12 protein-coding genes are annotated in these 19,262 nt (G+C 60.1%); 6 read left to right on the top strand and 6 right to left on the bottom strand.

What is annotated here, in order from left to right:
• Positions 1–94 precede the first annotated feature (94 nt).
• Together lptB and rpoN are read left to right on the top strand one after the other, a co-directional pair.
• On the top strand, positions 95–865 hold the full coding sequence (gene lptB, locus PKC81_RS09170) for an LPS export ABC transporter ATP-binding protein (RefSeq protein WP_324335338.1): 771 nt from the start codon (positions 95–97) through the stop codon (positions 863–865).
• A 50-nt stretch (positions 866–915) separates the two neighbouring features.
• On the top strand, positions 916–2,415 hold the full coding sequence (gene rpoN, locus PKC81_RS09165) for an RNA polymerase factor sigma-54 (protein ID WP_324335319.1): 1,500 nt from the start codon (positions 916–918) through the stop codon (positions 2,413–2,415).
• On the opposite strand, the gene glpK is transcribed toward rpoN, so the two are convergent.
• Complete coding sequence (glpK, locus tag PKC81_RS09160) at positions 2,412–3,881, bottom strand: glycerol kinase GlpK (RefSeq protein ID WP_324335317.1); 1,470 nt, start codon at positions 3,879–3,881, stop codon at positions 2,412–2,414. The genes rpoN and glpK overlap by 4 nt on opposite strands.
• A 209-nt stretch (positions 3,882–4,090) precedes the next feature.
• Between glpK and PKC81_RS09155 the strand changes: the two genes are divergently transcribed.
• Positions 4,091–6,154, top strand: a complete 2,064-nt coding sequence (locus PKC81_RS09155) for a molybdopterin oxidoreductase family protein (RefSeq protein ID WP_324335315.1) — start codon at positions 4,091–4,093, stop codon at positions 6,152–6,154.
• A 111-nt stretch (positions 6,155–6,265) separates the two neighbouring features.
• Here PKC81_RS09155 and PKC81_RS09150 read toward each other — a convergent pair whose 3' ends face one another.
• Positions 6,266–7,840, bottom strand: a complete 1,575-nt coding sequence (locus PKC81_RS09150; RefSeq protein WP_324335313.1) for a peptide chain release factor 3 — start codon at positions 7,838–7,840, stop codon at positions 6,266–6,268.
• A gap of 157 nt (positions 7,841–7,997) precedes the next feature.
• Between PKC81_RS09150 and PKC81_RS09145 the strand changes: the two genes are divergently transcribed.
• Entirely contained in the window at positions 7,998–10,346 is a 2,349-nt protein-coding gene (locus PKC81_RS09145; RefSeq protein WP_324335311.1) for a TonB-dependent receptor, read from the top strand.
• A gap of 189 nt (positions 10,347–10,535) precedes the next feature.
• Positions 10,536–11,213, top strand: coding sequence for a Fe2+-dependent dioxygenase (locus tag PKC81_RS09140; RefSeq protein WP_324335309.1), 678 nt, complete (start codon positions 10,536–10,538; stop codon positions 11,211–11,213).
• Here PKC81_RS09140 and PKC81_RS09135 read toward each other — a convergent pair.
• Positions 11,210–11,806: a TetR/AcrR family transcriptional regulator gene (locus tag PKC81_RS09135; protein ID WP_324335307.1), complete on the bottom strand. Its 597-nt coding sequence runs from the start codon at positions 11,804–11,806 to the stop codon at positions 11,210–11,212. The two genes, PKC81_RS09140 and PKC81_RS09135, sit on opposite strands and share 4 nt — an antisense overlap.
• Before the next feature lie 138 nt (positions 11,807–11,944).
• On the opposite strand from PKC81_RS09135, the gene PKC81_RS09130 reads away from it, so the two are divergent.
• A complete protein-coding gene (locus tag PKC81_RS09130) occupies positions 11,945–14,167 on the top strand; it encodes a TonB-dependent receptor (protein ID WP_324335305.1) in 2,223 nt (740 codons plus the stop codon).
• Between the two features lie 77 nt (positions 14,168–14,244).
• Here the strand turns inward: PKC81_RS09130 and PKC81_RS09125 are convergent, their stop codons facing one another.
• The 3 genes from PKC81_RS09125 to pheS all read right to left on the bottom strand — a co-directional run bounded on the left by PKC81_RS09125 (position 14,245) and on the right by pheS (position 19,237).
• Positions 14,245–15,705 carry a S41 family peptidase gene (locus tag PKC81_RS09125; protein ID WP_324335303.1) on the bottom strand — a complete coding sequence of 487 codons (1,461 nt, stop codon included), beginning with the start codon at positions 15,703–15,705 and terminating at the stop codon, positions 14,245–14,247.
• Positions 15,706–15,788: 83 nt separating this feature from the next.
• The gene (gene pheT / locus PKC81_RS09120; protein ID WP_324335301.1) at positions 15,789–18,158 is read right to left on the bottom strand and encodes a phenylalanine--tRNA ligase subunit beta; all 2,370 of its coding nucleotides are present in this window, start codon (positions 18,156–18,158) and stop codon (positions 15,789–15,791) included.
• Complete coding sequence (gene pheS / locus PKC81_RS09115; RefSeq protein ID WP_324335299.1) at positions 18,155–19,237, bottom strand: phenylalanine--tRNA ligase subunit alpha; 1,083 nt, start codon at positions 19,235–19,237, stop codon at positions 18,155–18,157. The genes pheT and pheS overlap by 4 nt, the downstream gene beginning before the upstream one ends.
• Positions 19,238–19,262: the final 25 nt, after the last annotated feature.

Raw genomic sequence — 19,262 nt, 5'->3', positions numbered from 1 at the left:
GTGCGCTTTTCTTGATGCTTTTTGCGGTATAAGCACTGTTCGAAGATAAAAGGACGAATACGGGATGAGCCTCGAACAGACCATGGGCGATGATATGCACCGGCACGAAACGCCGGCAAGCGCTTTGACCGAAGAAGGTCTTTCGACGGGTCTGGCCGTAGTGTCGATCGCCAAAAGCTATGACAAGCGCGCAGTGCTGACCGATGTTTCGCTCTCGGTGGCGAAGGGTGAAGTCGTCGGCCTGCTGGGCCCCAATGGTGCAGGAAAGACTACCTGTTTCTACTCGGTAATGGGGCTGGTGAAACCGGACTCGGGCCGCATCATGCTCAACGGTGAGGATATCACCCGCCTACCCATGTATCGCCGCGCGATTTTGGGTTTGGGCTATCTGCCACAAGAAACCTCAATCTTTCGCGGGCTTTCGGTCGAACAGAATATCATGGCGGTGCTGGAACTCGCCGAGCCCGACAAGAGCGCGCGCGAAGCGCGGCTTGAACAGCTGCTCGACGAATTCGGCCTCACGCGGCTGCGCGCGGCCTCTGCAATGGCGCTGTCGGGTGGCGAACGGCGGCGCTGCGAGATTGCCCGTGCATTGGCGGCGAACCCGTCAATAATCCTGCTCGATGAACCTTTTGCCGGGATCGACCCGATCTCGATCAATGACATTCGCGATCTGGTAAAAGACCTGAAAAAGCGCGGCATCGGCGTGTTGATAACCGACCATAATGTCCGTGAAACGCTCGACATCGTCGACCGTGCCTGCATCATCTACGGCGGGCAGGTGCTGTTCGCCGGATCGCCCGAGGATCTGGTCAAGGATGCCAATGTGCGCAGGCTTTACCTTGGCGAAGGGTTTGAGATGTGAGTTAGCACTGGTGGCGCGCGTGACTGCATCCCTTATCGGCTGACCCGGAAATGGCCTTAGCCCCCCGCCTTGATCTTCGGCAGACCCAGTCGCTGGTGATGACGCCGCAGCTGCAGCAGGCGATCAAACTGCTTGCGCTGTCATCGCTCGAAATCGAAAGCTTCATCGCTGAAGAGCTTGAGCGCAATCCGCTTCTCGAAATGGCATCGGGCGATAATGCTGGCGAAGCGGATGCGCCAGACATCGCAGAAACACCCCCTTCAACCGAAAATCTCGGCAGCGACCAGTTGATGAACGACGGTGATTTCGGCACCGGGGGTGAAGCGCTCGACACCGATTTTTCGAACGAGACATTCGAACCCGGTGAGGGTGGCGGTGCAGGGGCCGATGGGATGCTGGGAATGAACGGCATCGAGGGGCGCGGATCGGACTTTGGCGAAGGTCCGGATTTCGATGCCTTTGCGGCTCCCGACATCTCATTGCGCGAACATCTGATGCAGCAAGCGGGCTCCTCGGCCTCTGGCAGGCAATTGCTACTGCTCGAACAGTTGATCGAACATATCGAGCCTTCAGGCTGGCTAGGCGCGGACCTCATGGGCATCGCCTATCGACTGGGTGTGCCATTGGCGGAAATGGAGGAAGCGCTGGCGCTGTTGCAGACTTTCGATCCGACCGGCGTCGGGGCGCGCGACCTCGCCGAATGCATTGCACTGCAGGCAAAAGAGGCAGATCGTTACGACCCCTGCATGGCGCGGCTGATCGACAATCTCGATCTGGTCGCGCGCGGTAGTTTCGATCAGCTCAAGCGGCTGTGCCGTGTCGACGATGAGGATCTGCGCGACATGCTGATCGAACTGCGCAGCTATGATCCCAAGCCCGGCCTGCGCTTTGACAGCGACGATGCGGCGATGGCTGTAACGCCCGACATTTTCGTGACCGCGCAACGCAAAGGCTGGGCGATCGAGCTTAACAGTGCCAACCTGCCGCGGCTGCTGGTCAACCGCAGCTATTATTCCGAAATGGGCGGCGGAGGCAGCAACAAGGCGGCGAACAACTGGCTCAACGAGGCGCTGGCCGACGCCAACTGGCTGATCAAGGCGATGGACCAACGCCAGCGCACGATCATGAAGGTCGCGCAGGAAATTGTGAAGCAGCAGGAAGGGTTTTTCCGCGAAGGTGTCTCGCGGTTGAAGCCACTGACCTTGCGGCAGGTCGCGGAAGCGATCGACATGCACGAATCGACCGTCAGCCGTGTCACCAGCAACAAATATCTGCATTGCAGCAGAGGTCTGTTCGACCTCAAATATTTCTTCTCAAGCGGTGTCGGTTCGGCCGATGGCGATGGTGCATCGGCAGAGGCGGTAAAGGCCGCGATCAAGACACTGATCGATGCAGAGGCCCCCAACGATATCCTTTCCGACGACACGCTGGTCGACATGCTCAAGGGAAAAGGCTTCGACATAGCCCGCCGCACCGTCGCCAAATATCGCGAGGCGATGGGGATTGGTTCGAGCGTGCAGCGGCGTCGCGCGAAGAAGATGGGGCGTTAGGCGAGAACCCGCCCCAGCGCATCCTTCCACCCTGTTAGCCGCGCCTGCCGCGCAACGCCATCCATTGCAGGGCTGAACCGGCCAACCTTGCCGCGCATCACCGATGCCTCCGCAAGCGAACCGTAAAGCCCTGCCCCGACACCTGCCAGCATCGCCGCGCCCAATGCGGTGGTCTCAACGAAATCGGGGCGTTCGACCTCGACCGCCAAAATGTCCGCGAGATCCTGCACCATCCAGCCGTTTGAAACCATGCCACCATCGACACGCAGTTCGGCCCAGTCGGCCCCGTCGGCGGCGAAGGCGGTTTTGAGATCGTGGGTCTGGTGCGCCATAGCCTCCAGTGCGGCGCGCGCGACATGCGCTTTTTTTGCTGCAAAGGTCAGGCCGTGGATCGCGGCACGTGCATGCGGTTGCCAGTGCGGCGCGCCGAGGCCCGACAGTGCGGGGACAAGATAGACGCCGCCATTATCCTCGACACTGCGCGCCAGCGGCTCGGTATCGGGTGAGGCATCGATCAGGCCGAGATCATCACGCAGCCACTGGATCAGGCTGCCGGCGACAAAGACCGACCCTTCGAGGGCATAATGCCGCTCCCCACCAAGCTGCCATGCAATGGTCGCGAGCAACCTATTGGTCGATTTGGGCAGGCTCCGCCCCGTCTGGGTCAGCACGAAGGCACCGGTGCCAAAGGTCGCCTTGGTCTGGCCGGGCTCAAGGCAGCTTTGCCCGATCAGCGCCGCCTGCTGGTCCCCCGCCATTCCGGTGATCGCAATGGGTGCGCCGAACAGGCTGGTATCGGTCATGCCCAATTGGCCCGCGCTGTCGCAGATTTCGGGCAGGATGGAACGCGGAACACCGAACAGGCTAAGGAGGCCATCATCCCAATCGCCGCTGCCGATTGCCATCAACGCGGTGCGGCTGGCATTGCTGGCGTCCGACACATGCACCTTGCCGCCCGTCAGGCGATAGACAAGATAGCTTTCAATGGTGCCGACCGCGAGATGCTCCCCTGCCGCTTTTAGCTGCGGCCAGTTTTTGAGCGCCCAACCGATTTTCGATCCTGAGAAATAGGGGTCGAGCAACAGCCCCGTCTTCGCCTGCACATCAGCTTCATGGCCTGCGGCCTTCAGCGCCTCGCACATCTCCGCCGTGCGCCGGTCCTGCCAGACAATCGCGCGCGACAGTGGTTCCCCTGTGCGACGATCCCAAAAAACCACCGTCTCGCGCTGGTTGGTAATACCGATACCGGCAATGGCATGCGCCCCGCCCGCTTGCGCCACCATCTCGCGCGCGCATTCGAGCGTGAGGCCCCATATTTCGGCGGCGTCGTGCTCGACCAGTCCGGGGGCAGGGTAATGCTGCGTCAACGGGCGCTGCGCGCTGCCCAGACATGTGCCATCCTTGGCAAACAGCATCGCGCGCGTCGACGTGGTCCCTTCGTCGATGACGAGGATATGATCAGTCATTTTCTTCTCCCCTCCCGCCTGCGGGAGGGGCCGGGGGAGGGCCAGAATTCGGCGCTCCTTCTCAGGCCCTCCCCTAACCCCTCCCGCGCGCGGGAAGGGAATGTTGGTCTTTCGACCGGAGTGCGGCAAGCTAAGCGGATCGTCAAGCCGCCAAACCCTTGCATCCCCCATCAAACCGGATAGCCTGCCCATTGAGGAGAGAGTCGATCATGCCCACCACACACCACCGCACCTGCAGCATTTGCGAAGCCAATTGCGGGATCATCGTCACCGCCGAAGGGCGCGACATAATCTCGATCAAGGGCGATCCCGATAACGCACTGTCGCGCGGGCATATCTGCCCCAAGGCAACGGCGCTTGCAGATTTGCAGAATGACCCTGATCGCTTGCGCAACCCGCTGAAGCGCAATGGCGAAGCTTGGGAGGAAATCAGCTGGGATCGGGCCCTTGCCGAAATCGGTGAGCGTACCCGCGCAATATTGGCGCGCGATGCCAGCGGTGCGGCGATGTATATCGGCAACCCCAATGCGCACAGTTATGCCAATTCGCTGGTTTCGGGTGAGCTCAAAAAAGCGCTGGGGCTGAAGACTATCTATTCGGCAAGCACCGTTGACCAGATGCCGCATATGGTCGCGAATCTTGCCCTGTTCGGGCATTCAGGTTTGTGGGGCGTGCCTGATATCGACCGCACCGAAACGATGATCATATTGGGCGGCAATCCGATGGCATCGAACGGCAGCGTGTGGACCGTTCCCGATTTCCGCAACCGGGCGAAGGCGCTGCAGAAGCGCGGCGGGCAGTTGTTCGTCATCGATCCGCGGCGCACAGAGACCGCGAAGATTGCCGACCGGCATCTGTTCATCCGGCCGGCCACTGACGGGTTGCTGCTGGTCGCCCTGCTGCAAGCTGTGCTCGCGCATCCGGAGCGGCCCGCCCTGCCCGATTATGTCGACAATCTGGATGCGGTGGCCGATGCGCTATCGGGCTTTGATAGCGCCACTTGTGCGGCGCAGACCGGGGTGGCTCTTGGTGACATCGAGTGGTTGGCGGATCGCATGGTGAAGGGGCCAGCGGCGCTTTATGGGCGCATCGGTGCCGCGACGCAGAGCTTTGGCACATTGAACGCCTGGTTGATCGCGCTCATAAACATCGCCTCGGGCCAGTTGGACCGCGAGGGCGGGCTGCTCTTCCCGACGCCTTTGGTCGATACCGTTGCGATGGCAGGGCCGGGCTCGATCGGGCGACGCCATTCGCGCGTGTCGGGCCACCCGCTGGTGATGGGGGAATTTCCCGCCGCCGCGCTGGCAGAGGAAATCGAAACGCCGGGCGAGGGTCAGATCAAAGCGCTGTTTGCCGTTGCAGGCAACCCGGTGCTGTCGACGCCCAATGGCCGACGGCTCGATGCGGCGCTCGAGGGCCTCGAGCTGATGGTCTCGATTGATATGTACCGCAACGCCACCAGCCGCCGCGCGCATTACATCCTGCCACCGGTAGGGCCGCTCGAGCGTGAGCATTATGGACTGTTCCTTCTTCCGATCGCGATCCGGAACTTTGGCAAATTCTCCAAACCATTGTTCGAGGCCGAGGAAGGGTCGCTGCACGACTGGCAGATCATCCGCAAGCTGGCCGAAGCGATTTCGGGCGTGCCCATTGAACGGGCCACGCCGCGTGAATTGCTGGACAATCTGCTCAAGGCAGGGCCCTATGGCGTGTCGCTGGCGGAAGTGGAAGCCGAGCCGAGCGGCAAGGACTTCGGGCCGTTACAGGCCGGACGTTTCCCGGAAAGGCTGCGCACCCCGACCAAGCGCATTGATTGCGCCCCTGCCAATCTGATTGCTGATCTCGAACGCCTGCACGGGACACTGGCGCACGCCAATGATGACCGGTTGCGGCTGATCGGGCGGCGGCATGTGCGGTCTAACAACAGCTGGCTGCACAATAGCCCACGCCTTGTGAAGGGACCCGAGCGATGCACACTGATGATCCACCCCGACGATGCCCGCGCGCGCAATCTTGGCGATGGGTCGTTGGCGGAAATCTCGTCCAAAAGCGGTGCGATTAAACTGCCGGTTGAGGTTACCGACGACATGATGCCCGGCACGGTTTCGATCCCGCATGGCTGGGGGCATAATCTGCCAGGCGTTTCGATGGCGGTGGCACAAGCGCATGCCGGGGCCAGCATCAACGACCTGACCGAGGAAGATGCGCTCGATCCCTTGTCAGGCAATGCCGCCTTTTCCGGCGTGCCGGTGGAGGTCAGGCCTGCGGCTTAGTTTGTCCAACCAACCGTAGCCCTGAGCCTGTCGAAGGGCGGCTCTCAGTCAGAAACGGAATTTGAAACCTAGGGACGTGCTTCGACAGGCTCAGCGCTGCGGTGTTTTTCGTTACCGCTCCTTGGTTGCACTGAAAACCAGATCGGGATGCTTTTCCTGCTGATAACCGACATCCCATGACGAGCGGGCCATGAAGACCGGGTTGCCATCGCGATCCTTGGCCATATTGCCAGCGTTGAATTGGGCAAAGGCCTTGAGCGCGGCATCGCTGCCGTTCAACCAGCGGGCGGTGTCGTACGGCGCGGGTTCGAGGAAGGCGTCGACCTTATACTCTGCCTCCAGACGTGAAATCAGAACGTCAAGCTGGAGCTGGCCGACCACGCCGACCACCCAGTTCGAACCGATCTCCGGATAGAAAACCTGTATGACGCCTTCTTCCGAAAGATCGTCGAGCGCCTTACGCAACTGTTTGGTCTTGGTCGGGTCGCGCAGCACGACGCGGCGGAGGATTTCCGGCGCGAAATTGGGCAGGCCAGTGAAGCGCACGCCATTTTTCTCGCTCAGCGTATCACCGACGCGCAGCGTACCATGGTTGGGAATACCGATGATGTCGCCGGGCTCGGCGGTGTCGGCAATCTCGCGGTCTTGCGCAAAGAACAGGATTGGCGAATGGATTGCAACCGGTTTGCCAAGCCCCGACGGCGTCAGCTTCATGCCGCGTTTGAAAGTGCCCGAACACAGCCGCATGAAGGCGATGCGGTCGCGGTGCTGTGGGTCCATATTGGCCTGCACCTTGAAGATGAAGCCGGTGACTTCATTGTTATCCGGCGTGATCGTGCCCGCTTCGCTCGGCTGCGGGCGCGGCGGCGGCGCGAATTGGGCGATGGCGGCGATCATTTCCTCAATCCCGAATTCTTTCAGCGCCGAGCCGAAATAGACCGGGGTCAGATCGCCATGGCGATAGGCCTCCAGATCGAATGACGCATAGCCCGCCTGCGCCAGTTCGGCCTCCTCGCGGAATTTAGCAAGGCCTTGGGCCGACAATTTCTCCGCGAGCGATGGATCGTCGATGCCGCTGTGCTGGCTCGATTTGCCCTCATAGGCCTTGCTGTCGCCGCTGGGCTGGGTGAGCCTGCCGCTGGCGAAATCGAAAATGCCTTCAAACTCTCCACCCATACCGACCGGCCAGCTCATCGGGCAGACATCGAGCGCGAGTTTGTCGGCAACCTCGTCAAGGATTTCGAAGCAGGGGCGGCCCTCGCGGTCGACCTTGTTGACAAAGGTGATAATCGGCACGCTGCGCAAGCGGCAAACCTCGAACAGTTTGAGCGTCTGTGGCTCGATCCCCTTGGCGGCATCGATCACCATGATCGCGGAATCGACCGCGGTCAGTGTCCGGTAGGTATCTTCGGAGAAGTCTTCGTGCCCCGGCGTATCGAGCAGATTGAAGACGATGCCGTCTTTCTCGAACGTCATCACCGACGATGTAACAGAAATACCGCGCTGCTGTTCGATCTTCATCCAGTCCGAACGCGCACGACGGGCAGCCCCGCGCGCCTTGACCTCGCCAGCCAGGTGGATAGCGCCGCCTTGCAGCAGCAGTTTCTCGGTCAGCGTGGTCTTACCCGCGTCAGGGTGCGAGATGATCGCAAAGGTGCGGCGTTTGGCCCATGGTGCAGTCGTCATAGGCGGGGCGCATAGCGGGGTTGGCGGCAACAATCCAGAAACACCTGACCTATGTTTTGTTCCTTGTGGGCGTCCCGGGTCTCTTTTTGGGTTGACTAATTGCAAATGATTCGCAATTGCGACGTTATTGCAATTCAATCTCAATAAAGGGGAAGCCATGTCCGTGTCCACAACCGGAACGTCCGTTCGCGCCAATTCGATACCGCCAGCCAAGCCCGCGCTGCTGGAGCGTGGAGCGCTGCTGGAGCGTGGAGCGCTGCTGGGCGCGGTGCTGTCGGCGGCTATCATCCCCGCTGCGGCGCATGCAGAAATGCTGGATGAAGAGGCGGCCTCGGGCCGCGCACCGATTGTCGTGACGGGTTCGCGGATCGAGGCTGCCAACCCCAACGCCAATCCGAATGCACCCTATAAGGTCGAAAAATCGCAGAATGACAAATTCACCGAAGAGCTGCGCGACACCCCGAAAACAGTCATCGCCATCCCGAAGGAAGTGATCGAGGATCTGGGCGCCAACAGCTTTCGCGAAGTCGTGCGGTCCACCCCCGGCGTCACTTTGGGCACCGGTGAAGGCGGCAATGCCTTTGGCGACCGCATCTTCATCCGCGGGTTCGAAGCGCGCAACGACGTCTATATCGACGGCCTGCGCGACCCAGGCGTGACCAGCCGTGATATATTCGCGGTCGAGCAGATCGAGATTGTGAAGGGCCCATCGGGTAGCTTCGGCGGACGCGGTACAACCGGCGGCCTCGTCAGCCTCGAATCCAAACGCCCGCAGGTCACCGACACCTACACCCATGTCGAAGCCGGAATCGGAACCGAAAATTATTGGCGCGGAGCCGCAGATATCAACATCGCGCTCAATGATCGTATGGCTGTTCGCGTCAACGGCCTGTACCAGAATAGCGACACACCGGGCCGCGATTATGTGAACCAGGAAAAATATGGCGGCGCGATCTCCGCCTTCTGGCAGGCGACCGATACGCTGAGCCTGACCGCGGACTATTATCTCTACCGCATGCAGGGCATCCCCGATTTCGGCCATCCGTTCGATACGACAACACAACAGCCCTACAAAGTTGACCGCGACAATTTCTATGGCGTGATCGGTCGCGATTTCATCGAAAATGGGGCGGATGTCGGCACTATCCGCATCGATTTCGATCCTATTGACAATCTCAGCTTCCGTTCGGTCACCCGTATGGGCGAAACCTATAACCGTTATCTGGTCGGCACCCCCGGATCGGTTTGCCGCTTTGCCCGAACCGCAACGGGCGCATGCCCCGCGACCGGCGTCGATGTGGGAGAGGCCAATTACACGATCACCGCAGGTGGCCAGCGCCGTTTCGGCACCAACCGTTACGTCGCCAATGTCACCGATGCCACTGCACGTTTCGAAACCGGCGGTATCAAGCATATACTCGTCATTGGCGGCGAATATGCGAAGGAAAAAGTCAGCACGCTGCCACTGTTGATCGACGCCTTTGTCGAAGATTCGGCGGGCAATGTCATCTCTACGCCATCCACCTATATCCGCAATTTGCTCAACCCCGACCCGGTGCTCGGCTACACGATCCCGGTATATGCCAATGCGGCGAATGGCCCGACCAAAGTTTCGGTCGAATCGCTGTCGGCCTATGTCATCGATACGATCAAATTCACTCCGCAAATCTGGGCGACGGTTGGCGCCCGCCTCGATGGCTATTCGCTGCGCTACCAAAGCAACGGGCTGCCCACTGCAACCGTGCTGCGCAACAATGTGCAGTTTGCCAACTATCAGGGCAGTCTGACCTGGAAGCCGAGCGAATTTCTGACGCTCTATGCCTCCTTCGCTACCTCCTCAAACCCGTCGGGTGAACAGCTTGACGGTAACGGCATCTCCTATGACGGCATCGCCGCGCAGACCCAGAATCTGGCACCCGAACGCAACCGTGCATGGGAAGGCGGGGTGAAATGGGAAACCCCTGACGGCAACCTGCTGCTGACTGCTGCAGCTTTCCAGATCACCAAGGCCAATGCGCGCGAGAATATTGGCGGCAATGTCTATGAACTGGTAGGCAAGCTGCGCTCACGCGGTGTCGAGCTGGGCGTCAACGGCACACTTTTTGACGTGCTGCAACTGTTCGGCGGCTACACCTATACCGACGCCACGATCGTCGAATCGGTAAATGCAGCCAATGTCGGTCGGCCATTCGCCAACATCCCGAAGCACAGCGCCAATTTGCTGGCGACGGTGATGCTGGGAGATCATGTCGAGGTCGGCGGTCAAGTGCATTATCAAAGCAAGATTTTCGGCGGCAGCCTGGCTGCAGGCAATGCCCATGTGCCTGACTATGTCCGGTTGGATGCCATCGCCCGTTTCAAGCCGACCGAATGGCTCGAAGCGCGGGTGAACGTCAACAACCTGACCGACAAACGCTATTATGATGCGATTTATCGATCAGGCAGCCCCTTCGCCTATATCGCCCCCGGGCGATCGGCATTCCTGACGCTTGCCGTGAAGATGTAAGCTAGGAGGCTCCTCTTCGGGCACGGGTAAATATATAAAGATTTCCTAATCTCGTCATTCCCGCGAAGGCGGGAATCCATCACCGGACGTTGAAATTTCCTTCATCGGCGATGGCCCCCCGCCTTCGCGGGGGTGACAAGATACGAGACTTAATTCAACTTTGCCGCAAATTTATTAGGACAAATATCCATGCTAATTGTCATTCCGCAGCTGCTCGACCGCGAACAGGCAAGGGCGCTTGGCCGCACGATAGCCGCTGCGGAATGGGTCGACGGCAATGTGACCAGCGGGGCCGGCGCCGCGCTCGCCAAGCACAACCGCCAATTGCCCGAGGCAGGCGAAGCCGCAGCCCATGCCCGGATAGTGGTGCAGGAAGGGCTCGCCCGATCACAGCTGTTCCTGTCCGCCGCCCTGCCCAAACGGGTCTTCCCGCCATTGTTTAACCGCTATGGCGTGGGCGAAGGCTTTGGCGACCATGTCGACAACGCCATCCGGTTACTTCCCGACGGTACGCAGATGCGCACCGACCTGTCGGCAACATTGTTCCTCAACGACCCTGCAGACTATGACGGCGGCGAATTATCGATCGAAGGCGATTTCGGACGCGTCGCGTATAAGCTGGAGGCGGGCGACATGCTGCTCTACCCCTCAACCAGCCTGCACCATGTAACCGAGGTGACGCGCGGTGAGCGCATCGCCAGTTTCTTCTGGCTCGAATCGTTGGTCCGCGACGGCGGCGCACGTGAGGCGCTGTTCGATCTCGATCAGTCTGTGCAGACACTGACTGCCGAGCGCGGCGGCGATGATGCGCAAGTGCTGCGGCTGACGAAGCTGTACCACAATCTGATCCGCCGTTGGGCAGTCTAGCGCTTGGTCAAACCATCGCGCAGCATTGTGTTCACCACATCGGCAATTTCGCCGACAGCACGCTCTTCGCCCAATACGCCATAACGCAGCCCGAGGAAGACGTTCATCCCCATGATCGCCCAGGCATGGGCTTCATCGACCGGACCACCGATCTCACCGCGCGCTTCGGCAGCCTTCAGACGATCAAAAATGCGGTCGACGGTAGTGCCATAATGCGCCTGCCAGGCATCGGGGGCGACGAATTCGGCTTCGTCGATGATCCGGTAGATTTCCTTATGCTGCCGCGCGAAGGACAGGAAGGCGGAGAGCGCCCGGCCTTCCGCATCGATCTGGTCTCCTTCGCCCGCAAGCACAGGTGCAACATAATCGCGCACCTGCCCCGACATGTCCTTGACCAGCGCGCGGAACAGCGATTCTTTCGAATCGAAATAGGTGTAGAAGCTGCCGAGCGCGACCCCGGCGCGGCTCGTGATGCTGACCACCGAGCTGTCATGGAAGCCCTTTTCGCCAAATTCGGCGCGGGCAGCATCCAGCAAGGCACGCAATGTGCGACGGCCGCGTTCGGTGCGCGGTGCCTTGTCTTCCCCCGTCATTGTTGCATCCATGCCACGCACGGCGACCATTTGCAAAATTCCTCTTCCAGAAGTTGAAAGATGGTTCAACTTTCAGTATGGAGCAAGCAGAAAATAGCGGGACAGCCGCATATTTAGATGTACGGAAGAGAGGATATCATGAAATTCCAATCATTTACGCGCGCAATCCTGTTGTCGGGAATCGCCCTTGGCAGCGTCACCACTTTGTCCAGCCCCGTTTGGGCGCAAGATGAAGCTACCGCCGACGAAGGCGAAGGTGGTGGTGAAATCATCGTTACCGCCCGCCGTCGTGAGGAAAGCCTGCTCGACGTTCCGATTTCGATGACCGCCATTTCGGGCGACACGCTTGCTGCCCAGGGCGCAGTCGACATCACCGCGCTGCAAGACAAGGCGCCGAACATGACGATGCAGATTGCACGCGGTTCGAACTCGACCCTGATCGGTTTCATCCGCGGCGTCGGCCAGCAAGACCCGCTCTGGGGCTTTGAACCCGGCGTCGGCCTGTATGTCGACGACGTCTATGTCGCCCGCCCGCAGGGTGCGGTGCTCGACATTTTTGACGTCTCACGCGTCGAAGTGCTGCGCGGGCCGCAGGGCACGCTTTATGGTCGCAACACCATCGGCGGCGCGGTCAAATATGTAACCAACAAACTCGGCAACGAATTTGGCGGTAAGGTGCGTGCCTCTTATGGTGCGTATAACCAGATCGACCTGATCGGTCAGGTCACTGTGCCGCTGGGTGACACCTTCTCGATCGGTGGGGCCATCGCATGGTACCAGCGTGACGGTTTCGGCAAGAATCTGACCACGGGCGCCGAGCATTATAACAAGGATGTGCTTGCCGGCCGTATTTCGGCGGAATTTGCACCGTCTGAAGATGTCTTCATCCGCGTCGCAGCCGACAAGATCATCGACAAGTCGAACCCGCGCCACGGCACACGTCTCGTCGGCAATGGTGGCGTAGCAGCCTTCGAACCCACCGCCAGCGTCTATGACACCCGCGCAGGCATTGGCGATGACAATAAGGTCGAAACGCAAGGCGTATCGCTGACCGGCGAATTCGGCCTGTCGGATGCACTGACCTTCAAGACGATTTCGGCTTATCGCGACGGCCACACCGACACGCTGATCGATTTCGATAACACCGCGGGCCCCGTCCTCGACGTGCCCGCTTTCTATGACGACCGCCAGTTCACGCAGGAACTACAGCTGCTGTTCGAAGGCGACCGCATTCAAGGTGTTGCCGGGCTCTACTATCTCGACGCACGCGCCAGCGGGGCGTTTGACACGGTATTGGGTGGCCTCAATCTCACCACGCTGACATCGGGAACGGTGAAGACCAAAAGCTACGCGGCCTTTGCCGATGTCAGCTTTGACGTGACAGAGCAGCTGAAGCTTTCGGCTGGCCTGCGCTACACCAAGGATGACAAGACCGGCACCGTATTCCGGCGCAACTATACCGGCATCCGTAGCCCGCAGTTCGGCAATGCAACGGCCGTTCCCGGCCTGATCCGTTCGGATTATACCAATAGCCGCAGTTTCAAGAAGCTGACCCCACGTATTTCGCTGAGCTATCAGCCGAACGACAATGCGAATATCTACGCCTCATACGGCAAGGGTTTCAAATCGGGCGGTTTCGACATGCGCGGCGACGCTATTCTGACGCCGACCACGGTCAACGGCTATGAACCCGAAACCATCGACAGCTTTGAAATTGGCTTCAAGGGCGCGTTCCTCGACCGCACGCTGTTCACCAACTTTGCGCTGTTTAAGTCGAAGTATAAGAACCAGCAGGTCACCGTGCAGGTGCCGAGCCTTGCAGGCGGCATTGCCAGCTTTGTCGACAATGCGGGTCGCGGAGACATTTCAGGTGCGGAATTCGAACTGCGCGTTGTGCCTTCAGCCAACTTCTCGATGAATGCAGCAGTCGGCTACACCAATGCCGATTATAAGGAATTCCTGACCTTCATCACCGGCGGCACCACCCCGGTCGATGTATCCAACGCACGCGAATTCCAGAACACGCCAAAATTCACCGCCAGCGTTTCGGCAACGGCGTCGGGCGACCTGCTGGGCGGAACGATTTCGTTCACCCCGGCAGTTTCGCTGCGCAGTGATGCCTATATGTTCGAAATCCCGACCCCGGCGCTCGATCCCGACGGTTATTTCCTGGTCGATGCCTCGGCAGCCTGGACCTCGCCTGATGACGTATTCAAGCTTTCGGTCAACCTGCGCAACCTGACCAATGAACGCTACCGCGTCGGTGGTTACAACTTCCCGGGTGCTCTGTTCGGCAATTCGATCATCGGCTACTATGGCCCGCCGCGCACCGCGACGTTCAACATCGAATATCGCTTCTGATTTCTACTCCTACCCTCTCCCAGGAGTGAAACGGAAAGGCCGGGGTTTGCGCCCCGGCCTTTCTTGTTTCTGGATGGTCAGAACAGCCCGGGCACCTCGCGCTGCGCCACATTGGGTATCTTGGGCAGCGGCACCACCCGGCGATCCGTCCTTTGACCATCGGCTTGCTGCTGCTGCCCGGCCGTAACCGGCGTACAAGACCGACCGGCTATGAAATCCAGTGCTGAACGCAGCGACGCTTCTGTAGGATCGCCAAGCGGGCGAGCAATATCGTCAGGAGCGGCGCAAGTCGTCCGCATATTGCTTGCCAGCCCCGAATAATAGTCGCCCTGTCCGGCAGAATTATCCTTGGCAAAGGCAACTACGCGAATACGATCGTCGCATGCAGAACGGTCAACTGCAATCTGTCCCACAGGCTTGCCATATGTATTGCTGCCGATCAGCGCAGCGTTGACGCCGAGATAGGGAATGAAACTGTTCATCACCAACTCACTGGCAGATGCGGTGGCATTGGTGGTGATGAACGCAATTTTCATGGGTGCTACTGACTGCGACTGGGGTTCGAAACGGCGGGTTTCGTTATTCGATGCTTTGGACGCCCGGAATCGGGTGACCGAAAAAACATCGCTGGTGGTGCGGTTGCCGCCCAGCAGGTCGCCCATCAGCTCAGCCGTGGAAACAAGCCCGCCGCCATTATAGCGGAAATCGATCACTATGTTGGTGATACCCTGCGCCCGGAAATCGGCAAAGGCGGTGCGCAACTGGTTATCCGCTGTCGAAATGAAGGTGCGCATGTTGATGTAACCGACGCGGCGCCCGCCATCGTCAATCACCTTGGCTCCGTAGCGTGAGGACAGTGGATCGATATTATAGTCGGCTTTGGTGATCGTGACATTTCGCGTGCCCGCACCGTCGCTGATCCGCAGCACGCGGGTCGTGCCCACGGTGCTTGGGCCGAGCGCGTCGCTGACGCCAGCGGAGCCTTGCGAAGCAAGAATGTCGGCAACCGGCACCAGATTAGTTTCGCTTGTTCCGATCGCCACTATCTCGGTTCCCCGATCGATTCCTGCGGTTAAGGCAGGTGCGCCCTCAAAGGCCTCAATCACGAACAACCGGGTCCCCTGATATGCAAAACGAACGCCAAATCCTGCAGTTGCGCCCGACGCAAAGAAGGCGTTTTCCTCGGCAATAGAGGTTATGTACGTGAAGAACCGGTCCCTACCCTGCGAACGAGCGGTAGCGGTGAGCGCGTCAATATAGGCGTCCACCGTGCTGTAAGGCGACGGATCGAGCGAAGCCGGCAGCGTTTCCGGAAACAGATACCATTCGTTGAGAACCGAAAAGGCAAAATCCTGACGACTGCGCAAACTACACGCGGTTGGTGGCGGGGGCGGCGTAGGTGTGCTGCCGGTCGGGGGCACAACAACCGTACCTCCACCCGATCCGCCTCCGCCTCCCCCGCCACAAGCCGTGGCACCGGTAGCCAGAATGATGACCAGATTTTTGAGCGACTTTTTCCGCACGACCGCGAACTCCATGTAAAGACGGGATGGCCAAAGCCATCAATCCGTCCTTAACAGCATGAGTGCGGCTGAACTGGCAAGTAACAACTTGCTAGGCGTCAACCGCGCAGCGTCGCACCTTGCTTGGAAGCGGTTGCAACGACCCGATCACTAATCGCTTTCAACTCCTCGTCGGTGTAGCTTTTATCGCTGGGCTGAAGCGCCACCTCAATGGCCAGGCTGACCTGGCCTTCAGGTACGCCCTGCCCCGCGAAGCGGTCGAACAGGCGGACGGCGACAATGTTGTCCTTATCGCAACCACGGATGGCGCGAACGAGGTCACCCGCTGCCAATGTATCGGGAACGAGGAAGGCAAAGTCTCGGGTCACCGCCTGCAACGCCGGAGGTGTGAAGGCCGGACGCATGAAGCCGCTGCCTTTTTTCGCTGGGATCGCATCAAGGAAGATTTCGGCGGCAATCACGGTGCCGTCGAGGTCAAACGCCTTGGCGGTCGCGGGGTGCAGCGTGCCAAAGGCTGCAAGCACGTTTTTCGGCCCCATGCGCAATGTAGCCGACTGGCCGGGATGATAATGATCTCCCGCCTCACCCATGACCATCAGGCTGTCGGTGGCAACGCCGGCCGCGGCAAGTAGTGCCAGCACTTCGGCCTTGGCATCATAGGCATCGAACTTCGCAGCTTTGCCCGCCGCCCAACCGCGCGGCGTCTTCTCGCCCGCCAGCACAATGCCGCAGGTCAGCCGCTCACTGTCAGCCAGATAGCGCCGCCCGATTTCGAACAGCCGCACCGAAGAGGCACCGCGATCCATATTGCGCCGCGCCGCGGAAAGCAGGCCGGGGAGCAGCGAGGGACGCATGACCTTCATGTCTTCGGAAATCGGATTGTCGAGACTCCAGATGCCGCCACCAAAAGCGTCGGCTTCCTTTTGCGGCAGGAACGACCAGTTGATTGCCTCGTTCAGACCGCGCGCAGCTGCAGCGCGGCGCACCTTGCGTTCGAGGCTTTGCTGCGGGGTTGCCGTCGGCTTGGCGACGCCATCCGCGCGGGGCAGCGGGGTGGACACCACATTGTCGAGACCGACGATACGCACAACTTCTTCGACCAGGTCGGCCCAGCCATCGACGTCGCGGCGCCATGTCGGAACGGTTACCGTCCAGTCTGCTGCGACTTCGAATCCGAGCGATTCCAATATCGCCTTTTGGCGGTCCGCAGGTACATCGATGCCGCCCAGCGCCGCACAGCGGGCGGTGTCATAAGTGATTGTCTTGCGTTCCAGCGGCGGTTGCCCGGCGCGGGTGACATCGCTCGGCTCACCGCCGCAGGTCTGGACGATCAGATCGGTAAGCAGCGCAAGTCCATCGTCAAGGAAGGCTGGATCGACGCCCCTTTCAAAACGACTGCGTGCATCGGAGGTCAGCGCCAGCGCCTGCCCCGTCCTGGCGATGCGCTCGGGCGTGAAATAGGCGATTTCGAGCAACACATCGGTGGTGTCATCCGAACAGCCCGAATGTTCGCCGCCCATGATACCGGCAATGTCGTGCACGCCGCTGTCGTCCGCGATCACTGTCATTTCCGATGTGAGCGTGTACTCCTTGCCATTAAGCGCTGTGACGGACTCGCCGTTTTTCGCGCGGCGTGCCACAACCGCACCGTTCAATTGCGCCAGATCATAAGCGTGCGCCGGGCGTCCGCAGGCAAGCATCAAATAGTTGGTGCAATCGACCAGCGCCGAAATCGGGCGCTGCCCCGCAGCCTTCAACCGCGCCTGCATCCAGTCGGGCGAGGGGCCGTTCTTCACGCCGCGAATGACGCGTCCGTAAAAGGCCGGGCAGCCTTCCGGGTCATCGGTGCGGATTTCGATCGGGCAGGGATAGTTGCCGGTGATAGAGGGCACTTCGACCGGTTTAAACGTGCCAAGGCCAGCCGCCGCCAGATCGCGCGCAATGCCCATCACGCCCATACAATCCTGCCGGTTGGGGGTGATGGCGACATCGATCACCGGATCATTGACGTCGGCATATTCGGCGAAGGCCATGCCGACAGGCGCATCGGCGGGAAGCTCGATGATCCCATCATGATCGTCGCCCAGTTCGAGTTCGGCGACCGAGCACATCATGCCATTCGATTCAACGCCGCGGATGGCGGTCTTTTTCAGCACCATGCCATTGGCAGGGACAGTCGCGCCTTCAATGCCGAACACGCCGACAAGCCCCGCGCGGGCATTGGGTGCACCGCACACGACCTGCAACGGATTGCCGTCCCCGGAATCGACCGTCAGCACCTGCAGCTTGTCTGCCTGCGGGTGTGGGGCCGCGGTGAGCACGCGTGCAACCTTGAAGCCCGTCAAGTGATCAGCCGGGTTTTCTATACCCTCAACCTCAAGCCCGATGCGGTTGAGGCAATCGGCAACCTGTTCGATGGTTGCATCGGTTTCGAGATAATATTTGAGCCAGGAGAGCGAGAATTTCATGCGCCTACTCCCCCGCTGAGCGTGGGCACATCAAGCGCGTTGAACCCGTAATGCTGGAGCCAACGATTATCGCCATCGAAGAAGGCGCGCAAATCGTCCATGCCATATTTGAGCATCGCCAAGCGGTCGACACCCGTACCGAAGGCAAAGCCCTGCCACACATCGGGATCGAGCCCGCAAGCTTCGATCACCTTGCGATGGACCATGCCGCTGCCCAGCACTTCCATCCAGCCTTCACTGCCGCCAATCACGCGTTTTCCCTTGACCACCGAATAGCCGACATCGACCTCGACCGAGGGTTCGGTGAAGGGAAAATAGCTGGGGCGCAGGCGCAGCACGACATCGTCGCGCTCGAAAAACGCCTTGAGGAAGGTTTCGAGGGTCCATTTGAGATGCCCCAGATGGATGCCCTTGTCGATGACCAGCCCTTCGATCTGGTGGAACATCGGCGTGTGCGTCGCGTCGCTGTCGCTGCGATACACCCGGCCCGGCGCGATGATGCGGATCGGCGGTTCTTGGCTTGTCATCGTGCGGATCTGCACCGGCGAAGTATGCGTACGCAGCAGCATCTTTTTCCCGTCTTGCGCCATCTGGTCCGGGAAATAGAAAGTATCGTGCATCGCACGAGCGGGATGCGTTTCGGGAATGTTGAGCGCGCTGAAATTGTGCCAGTCGTCCTCGATTTCCGGACCCTCGGCGACAGCGAAGCCCATGTCAGCGAAGATTTCGGCGAGTTCGTCCATCACTTGGCTGACCGGATGCACGGTGCCGCGCGGCGCTTCGGGCGCGGGGAGTGTCATGTCCAGCCGTTCGGTAGCGAGGCGTTGATTGAGGATTGCGGTTTCCAGCGCAGCCTTTTTGGCGGCGATGCCATTGGTCACCGCTTCGCGCAGACCGTTAATCATCGGTCCCTGCACTTGCCGTTCCTCGGGTGACATCTGCCCCAGTGATTTGAGCAGCGCCGAAACGCTGCCCTGCTTGCCAAGCGCGTCAATGCGGACGGCCTCAAGCGCGTCGGGCGTGTCTGCCGCTTCGATGGCGGCCAACAAGCTGGTTTTCAGACTCTCAATGTCACTCATTTTCGTCATTCCCGCGAAGGCGGGA

The sequence above is a fragment of the Sphingorhabdus sp. genome (genome assembly GCF_035329025.1).
Lineage (GTDB): Bacteria > Pseudomonadota > Alphaproteobacteria > Sphingomonadales > Sphingomonadaceae > Sphingorhabdus_B.
The sequence above is the reverse complement of the archived record's forward strand: the minus strand, read 5'-3'. Positions and strand labels throughout refer to the sequence as shown.

Excerpts from the sequence above, each read along its gene's own strand:
- lptB (WP_324335338.1), top strand. The coding sequence starts at position 95 with ATGCACCGGCACGAAACGCCGGCAAGCGCTTTGACCGAAGAAGGTCTT.
- glpK (WP_324335317.1), bottom strand. The coding sequence starts at position 3,881 with ATGACTGATCATATCCTCGTCATCGACGAAGGGACCACGTCGACGCGC.
- PKC81_RS09125 (WP_324335303.1), bottom strand. The coding sequence starts at position 15,705 with ATGGAGTTCGCGGTCGTGCGGAAAAAGTCGCTCAAAAATCTGGTCATC.
- PKC81_RS09155 (WP_324335315.1), top strand. The coding sequence starts at position 4,091 with ATGCCCACCACACACCACCGCACCTGCAGCATTTGCGAAGCCAATTGC.
- PKC81_RS09150 (WP_324335313.1), bottom strand. The coding sequence starts at position 7,840 with ATGACGACTGCACCATGGGCCAAACGCCGCACCTTTGCGATCATCTCG.
- rpoN (WP_324335319.1), top strand. The coding sequence starts at position 916 with ATGGCCTTAGCCCCCCGCCTTGATCTTCGGCAGACCCAGTCGCTGGTG.
- PKC81_RS09145 (WP_324335311.1), top strand. The coding sequence starts at position 7,998 with ATGTCCGTGTCCACAACCGGAACGTCCGTTCGCGCCAATTCGATACCG.
- pheT (WP_324335301.1), bottom strand. The coding sequence starts at position 18,158 with ATGAAATTCTCGCTCTCCTGGCTCAAATATTATCTCGAAACCGATGCA.
- PKC81_RS09135 (WP_324335307.1), bottom strand. The coding sequence starts at position 11,806 with ATGACGGGGGAAGACAAGGCACCGCGCACCGAACGCGGCCGTCGCACA.
- pheS (WP_324335299.1), bottom strand. The coding sequence starts at position 19,237 with ATGAGTGACATTGAGAGTCTGAAAACCAGCTTGTTGGCCGCCATCGAA.
- PKC81_RS09140 (WP_324335309.1), top strand. The coding sequence starts at position 10,536 with ATGCTAATTGTCATTCCGCAGCTGCTCGACCGCGAACAGGCAAGGGCG.
- PKC81_RS09130 (WP_324335305.1), top strand. The coding sequence starts at position 11,945 with ATGAAATTCCAATCATTTACGCGCGCAATCCTGTTGTCGGGAATCGCC.